Source organism: Streptomyces sp. CBMA123, from assembly GCF_014596465.1.
Classification (GTDB): domain Bacteria; phylum Actinomycetota; class Actinomycetes; order Streptomycetales; family Streptomycetaceae; genus Kitasatospora.
The window spans coordinates 1-7114 of record NZ_MECK01000266.1 but is presented as its reverse complement, the minus strand read 5'-3'; the positions used below and the strand labels follow the sequence as shown (position 1 = coordinate 7114).

Below are 7114 nucleotides of genomic sequence, written 5' to 3'. Positions count from 1 at the left end.
GGGCGGGCGGCGCCGGGGGCTCGGACCGCAGCAGGAGTTCGGCCGCCGCCTTGGCCCAGAGCGCGAGGTTGTCCCCCTCGGCGGTGATGGTGCCCTCGATGTCCGCCGCGTAGGAGGTGATGCCGTTGACCGGCAGCAGCCCCTGGGCCCCGCACCGTTCGCGGGCTTCGATGATCAGGTCCCGGGCCCGCCAGGTGACCCAGCCCTTGGCGAGGGCGGTCTGCCGCTCGGCGTCCGCGGAGTCCTCGGGGTCGGCGGGGTCGTGTCCGGCCCAGCGCTCCACGGCGGCGCGGTGCAGCGCGGTCATCGCGTACACGGTGGCCAGTCCTTCCAACAGCGGTCCGTGGTGGCTGCGGTGGGCCCAGACCGGGATGCGCCGGTCGGGGCGGGCACCGGTGACCTCGCGGTGCTGCGCGTAGCGGACGGCGGTGGCGAGCACCGCCCGGGCCGCGCCGATCGCCGCGGCGCTCATGCACAGCTTTCCGACCGTCACCCGGCCGATCGCGGCGAGGAATCGTTTCCGCTTGCTGCCGAGCGTGCTGGTGAACGTGCCGTCGTCGGCGAGCCGGCCGTGGGCCCCGGTGAGCAGCGCCTCGTACGGTACGCGGACCCGGTCGAAGGAGGTGAGGCAGTGGTCGACCGGGCTGCCGGGGCGCTGCGGCAGCGGCTGGACGGTGATCCCGGGCAGTGGGCGGCCGGCGTCGTCGCTGAGCGGGACGAGCAGGAGGAAGATCCCGTGGTCCCGCCCGTCGACCCGCAGCCGCGCGGCGACCACCGCGGACTTCGGGCCGCCGGCCGGGCCGGTGTTCGGCATGAACTTGCGGGCGGTCCGGCCGGGAGTGTGCAGGGTGAAGCTGCGGTCGATGCGGTCGTAGTCCGCCACGGTCTCCAGAGCGGCGGCGTCGTTGCCGTGCCCGAGTTCGGTGCACAGGAAGGTGCCGGTGCGGTCCATCCGGAGGTAGTCGTCCAGGGGGCGCTTGGGCGAGGGGTCGTGGTCGAGCAGGGTGCCGAGGAAGAGGTTGTAGTGGATGCCGGCGAGGACGGTGAGCCCGCCGTCGACCACCGCGGTCCACTCGTGCAGGGCGGCCAGCCGCCGCGGGTCGGCGGCGAGCGCGCCCGGGTCGGTGTGCGCGTTCAGCAACCTCAACCGCCGGTAGGACGCGGCGATCTGGTCGGCCTCCGGGTCCTCGGGGCGGCGGTGTAAGGCGGGGTTCTCGGTGAGCTCGCGCCAGGGGCCGTGGACGTGCTGGCGGTCGGGGCCGAAGAGGAGTCGGGAGAGTTCGGCGGATGGCGGTGTCATGTGATGATCAAGGACTGGACGGGGCAGAAGTTACGGCCTTGTGATCAGGATCACCGGGCTCGTACGGGGATGCGGACACGCGCGGTCGAGGGGCGCCCCGGTGGTGTCCCGGGGCGCCCGGAGCCGGCTACGGCCAGACGACGTAGCGGTCGTCGTACTCCCCGCCGGCGCGCCGAGGCCCGGCTGGTCAACGTGGCCGCGGGCGCGGCGATCGGCATCCTGGCGGGCCTCTGCGCCTGGCCGCGTGGCGCCGGCCAGGACCTGCGTCGGCGCACCGCCGCGCTGCTGGACGACAGTGCCGAGGCGGTGCGGGAGACGGTCGCCCTGGTGACCGGCACCGGCCCGGCCACCCGGGCGCTGGGCCGGGCCCTCCACTCCGCCCTGCTCACCGAGGCGCTGTACGCCCAGTACCGCTGCGAACGCCACGACCCGGCCGAGAACGGCCCGAACTGGCAGGCCGCCGTCCTCGTGGGCCAGCACACCGTCCGCGGTGCCGAACCCCTGCTCGCCCGCATCCCACCCGGCACGGCGACCCCCCATGGAGCACTGCTGCGCCAGACCGACGACGTCGCGGCGGCCTTCCGCCGCGAGGCGGCGGCCCTGCGCGCCCACGAGCCGGCGGGCGCCGCCCGTCCGGCCCTCGACCGGGCGCACGGCGGTCCGGTCGGCGGACTCAGCGGACTCAGCGGACTCGACGAACTCGGCGGAATCAGCGGAATCAGCGGACTCGGCGGACCGGAGGTGCCCGAGGCCGCACAGGTGTCTCCCTACGCCGTGGACGTGACCGTCTGGCTCGCCGGCCTGCTCGACGACCTCCGGCAGATCCACGACGGCCGACCGTCACCAGCTGCCTGACGCGGGCAGCCGTCACCCGGCGGCCGGCGACGTCGAGGGCTGGTGCTTCGGCGCGCCACCGCCCCCGCCGCCGGACGGGTGGATTGCGCGGGGGATGGCGCGCGGCGGCGGCCGGGGGTGCCGGGGGCCGTTCACACTCCCGCCGTGAGGCGGACGGCGGCACCGCCGGTCCGGGGCCGCGCCGCCCGGACGAGGGAGGACCCTGATGGATCGTCACGGCACAGCCCGGCAGACTGCCCGCGGCCCCGGTGGGGTGGGAGCCCGGCCGGGGCCGCGGGTCGGGGCGCCGGTGGTGGCGGGCCTGCTGCTGAGCGGCCCGCTGCTCGCCGGGTGCACCTCGGCGGCCGCCACCGACCCCGAGGCCGCGCCGACCCCGGGCCCCTCCTCGGCCCCGGCGACCGCGCCGCCCGTCCAGCCGCCGCCGCAGCTGACGGAGCAGCAGGTGAACGCCGCGGTGGGCCGGATCGACGGCTATGTGCAGGACGGGTTGGCCAGGACCGGCGTCCCGGGGGCGGCGATCGCGATCGTGTACCAGGACAAGGTGATCCACGCGAAGGGCTTCGGCGTCCGGGAGTTGGGCAAGCCGGACCAGGTGGATCCGGGCACCGTGTTCCAGCTGGCCTCGGTCTCCAAGCCGATCTCCTCGACGGTGGTGGCCGGGGCGGTCGGCCAGAAGGTCGCGAACTGGGACGACCCGGTGACCGCCCACGATCCGGGCTTCGCCCTGGCGGACCCGTACGTGAGCAGCCATGTCACGATCGCCGACCTGTTCTCGCACCGCAGCGGGCTGCCGGACCACGCCGGTGACCTGCTGGAGGACCTCGGCTACCAGCGCGACTACATCATCCAGCACCTGCGGGACCAGCCGCTCAGCCCGTTCCGGGCGAGCTACGCGTACACCAACTACGGCCTGACCGAGGCGGCGGTGGCCGTGGCCAAGGCCAAGGGGGTGGCCTGGGAGGACCTGGCGGCGGACGTCCTCTACAAGCCGCTGGGGATGGACTCCACCAGCTCGCGGCGCTCCGACTACGACAAGGCGGCCGACAGGGCGGCGGCGCACGTCAGGACGGACGGCGGCTGGCAGGTCAGCACGACCGAGGACGCTGACTCCCAGTCGCCGGCCGGCGGCGTGAGTTCCACCGTGCAGGACCTCGCCCGGTGGATGCGACTGCAGCTCGCCGACGGGAAGTTCGAGGGCCGCTCGGTGATCGATCCGACGGCCCTGAACGAGACCCGGACGCCGCACTACGTCAGCAGCCCGCCGAGGGCGGCCGCGGCCACCGCGAGCTTCTACGGCCTGGGCTGGAACGTGAACACGGACGCCGAAGGCCGGCTGCGGCTGAACCACTCCGGCGGCTTCGAGCTGGGCGCGGCGACCACGGTGACCCTGCTGCCCTCCGAGCAGCTGGGGATCGTGGTGCTCACCAACGGCCAGCCGACCGGGCTGCCGGAGGCGGTGGCGGAGGAGTTCTTCGACGTCGCCCAGCACGGCCGGGAGACGGTCGACTGGCTGGGCTTCCTCGGCAAGGTGGTGCCCGCCGCGGTGGCCGGCCCGGTCTCGAAGACCGACTACAGCAAGCCGCCGGCCGGCGCGGCCCCGGCCAAGCCGAACTCCGCGTACACCGGGACGTACGCCAGCGGCTACTTCGGGCCGCTGACCGTGACCGAGCAGGGCGGCGGGCTGGTGATGACGGTGGGGCCGGCCGAGCTCCAGTACCCGCTCCAGCACTTCGACGGTGACGAGTTCAGCTTCCTGAGCAAGGGTGAGAACGCGGTCGGCCGCTCCGGGGTGACGTTCACGGTGGGCGCGGACGGGCGGGCCGGCAAGGTGGTGGTCGAGCAGCTCGACATCGACGGCCTGGGGACCTTCACCCGTACCTGACCCCCCCCAACGCCGAGTTCGCGCCGTACCCGAACGTGGCCGCCGGCTCCTGACGGTCCCGCGCGGCGCGGCGGTCGCTCCACCGCCCCGGAGCTGCGGCGTTGTCCGGCGCGGCGGGCCTCCGGTGGGCGGTGGAGCCCCCTTCGCGCGAAGTTGTCTGACCAAGTTCGGCCTGTGTTCGCCCGCGCGACCTTCCCCGGGCGGCGCGGAACCGGTACCTATGTCCCGCTCGTGGTGCACCGCCACGGCACCCACCCTCACGCAACCAACGGGACGAGGTACCCCCATGCGACTGCGCTGGAGCCCCTTCGGCGGACTGCTCGCCACCCTCCCGCTCGTCGGCGCCCTGGTCGTCGGCGTCCCCGGCACCGCCCAGGCGGCGGGCGGCAGCGGCAACCTGATCGTCAACGGCGACGCGGAGGCCGGCGGCTACTGCACCAACGACTGGAGCGCCGCCACCACCGTCCCCGGCTGGACGGTCCAGGCCGGCGGAGTCAACGCGATGTGCTCCACGGCCGGTTCCTTCGGCCTGCCGAACGACGGGCGGGCCCCCGGCAAGGCCTTCTTCGCGCCCGGCAACTTCGGGGACGGCTCGATGAGCCAGACCGTCGACGTCTCCTCGGCGGCCACCGCGATCGACGGCGGCGGCGTTCACTACAACCTCGCGGGCTGGCTGGGCGGTTGGACCACCTACGGCGGCTACGCCGCGGTGAGCCTGCACTTCCAGGACACGAACGGCAGCCCGCTCGGCGCGACCGCCAAGCTGCCCACCGTCTCCGCGACCGACCGTGGCCTGAGCACCAAGTTCCTCTCCCGCAGCGCCACCGGGGCCGTCCCGGCCGGGACGCGCTCCATCCAGGTCGAGGTGCAGTTCCTGTCCACCACGAGCGAGACCGGCTACCTGGACAACCTCTCGCTCACCCTCGACACCCCGGTCGCCGCGCCCGCGCCGGCGGCCCCGCCCGTCTCCCGGGTCCCGGGCTACGACCACGTGTTCACCGTCATGATGGAGAACACCGACTACGCCCAGATCATGAACGACCCGGCGGACACCCCGTTCATCCACAGCCTGATGGCCCAGGGCGCCACCCTCACCGACGCCCACGGCGTCTACCACCCCAGCGACGAGAACTACCTGGCCGTCGCCGGCGGCGACACCTACACCAAGGGCGCCACCTACTGGCCCAACATCAACTCCCCGCAGCGCAACCTCGGCGACAGCATCGAGGACGCCGGCAAGACCTGGAAGGCCTACGAGCAGGGCATGGGCACGCCCTGCAACACCACCACCCAGTACGACGCCAAGTACCAGCCCGACGACGCGCCGTTCATCAACTACACCGACATCAGCGGCAACCCGGCCCGCTGCGCGGCCCACCTGTTCGACACCACGCAGCTGACCACCGACCTCAAGTCGGCCGCCACCACCCCGGACTTCTCCTGGATCGCCGCCGACGACTACTACGACGGCGAGGCCTCCGGCAACGGCAACGCCACCAGCCTCCAGGTGCAGGACGGCTGGCTGAAGCAGACCCTCGCCCCGGTGCTGTCCTCGCCCGCCTGGACCCAGGACCGCTCCCTGCTGCTGCTGACCTGGGACGAGAGCTCGGGCGAGGCCTACAACCACCTCGCCACCATCGCCGTCGGCTCCCAGGGCACCGTCCCGGCCGGCACCAGCAGCCCGCTGCACTACGACCACTACGGCATCGGCCGCACCATCGAGTCCGCCCTCGGGCTGCCCGGCCTCACCGCCAACGACACCTACGCCACGCCGCTGAACGCCGCCTTCGCGCCGTCCACCGCGACCGGCCCGACGCTGACCGGCGACCTCGGCGCAGTGGCCGACGGCGGCAACCTCACCCTGCGCTACGCCCTGCCGACCGCGGCCCAGGCCGGAGCCAAGAACTGGGTCGGCCTCTATCCGGCGGGCGTCACCCCGGGCAGCCGCTCCGCGCTCACCTGGTCCTACGCGCCGAACCAGAGCGGCGCCCTCACCTTCGCCACCGGCAAGCTCGGCGGACCGGGCCGGTACGACGCGTACTACCTGGCCAACGACGGCTACTCGGTGCTGGCCGGCCCGTTCACCGTCACCGTCGGCTGACGCCCGACCGCTGAAGGGGCCCGCCCGGTGGGCGGGCCCCTTCGTCAGTGGGCGGTGCCGGGGTCCGAACCGGGCGGGGTGACCACAGAACGCTGCGAAAACGCTGCGACTTCCCGAGCGGGCCGCGGTTGCGCGACGGTCGGAGCGTGCAGGCAATCACCGACCGGCCGCTCACCGGCCCCGCTGCCCCCGGCTGCTCACCGGCCCCGCCGCCCCCGACCGCGCGTCGGCCGAGCGGCCTCCGGCGCCCCGTCGTAGGCTCGCGGCCGTGACCGCCCCGCCCGCCCCCGCCCCGGCCGGACTGACCACCGGGGCCCTCGCCCGACGGCTCGGCGTCTCGCCCACCACCATCCGCTCCTGGGAACGCCGCTACGGCATCGGCCCCGCCCACCGCGCCCCCGGGCGGCACCGGCGGTGGGAACCGGACGACGTGGCCGTGCTGGAGGAGATGTGCCGGCTCACCGCCCGGGGCGTCAACCCCGCCGAGGCAGCCCGGGTCGCGCTGACAGGTGTCCGCCCCACCCCGCCGAAGCCCAGGACCGGGACGGCCTCCGGCGGCAACACCCTGCCCGTCGGCACCGTGCGCCCCGAGTGCCGGGGCCTGGCCCGCGCCGCCGTACGCCTGGACGCCCCCGAGATGGCCCTCATCCTGGGCCGCAGCGTCGACGAACTCGGCCCGGTCACCGCCTGGACGGAGGTGATGACCCCCGCGCTTCGGGCGGTCGGGCGCAAGTGGTCCACCGAGGGCGAGCGCTACGTCGAGGTGGAGCACCTGCTGTCCTGGCACGTCTCCGCCGTCCTGCGCCGGGCCGCCGACCGGGCCGAGCCGCCGCCGGGACCGGCCGCGCTGCTCGCCGGGATGCCCTCCGAGCTGCACGTCCTCGCGCTGGAGGCGCTCGCCGCGGCCTTGGCCGAGCGCGGCCTGCCGTTCCGGATGTTCGGCCCCGCCCTGCCGCCCGAGGCGCTGCTCGCGGCG

Annotated in this window: 5 protein-coding genes; 4 read left to right on the top strand and 1 reads right to left on the bottom strand. The window is 74.5% G+C overall.

Annotated elements, in window-relative coordinates; genetic code table 11:
• On the bottom strand, positions 1–1300 hold a 1300-nt coding region (locus BG452_RS26260), incomplete at its 3' end, for an acyl-CoA dehydrogenase family protein (RefSeq protein ID WP_262986053.1).
• A gap of 192 nt (positions 1301–1492) precedes the next feature.
• On the opposite strand from BG452_RS26260, the gene BG452_RS26255 reads away from it, so the two are divergent.
• From BG452_RS26255 to BG452_RS26240, 4 genes are all read left to right on the top strand, one after another.
• Complete coding sequence (locus BG452_RS26255) at positions 1493–2155, top strand: hypothetical protein (RefSeq protein ID WP_188306823.1); 663 nt, start codon at positions 1493–1495, stop codon at positions 2153–2155.
• Between the two features lie 205 nt (positions 2156–2360).
• Positions 2361–4037, top strand: a complete 1677-nt coding sequence (locus BG452_RS26250) for a serine hydrolase (RefSeq protein ID WP_188306822.1) — start codon at positions 2361–2363, stop codon at positions 4035–4037.
• Positions 4038–4323: 286 nt separating this feature from the next.
• Complete coding sequence (locus BG452_RS26245; protein ID WP_188306821.1) at positions 4324–6138, top strand: alkaline phosphatase family protein; 1815 nt, start codon at positions 4324–4326, stop codon at positions 6136–6138.
• A gap of 268 nt (positions 6139–6406) precedes the next feature.
• Positions 6407–7114: MerR family transcriptional regulator (locus tag BG452_RS26240; protein ID WP_188306820.1), on the top strand; the 708-nt coding region annotated here is incomplete at its 3' end.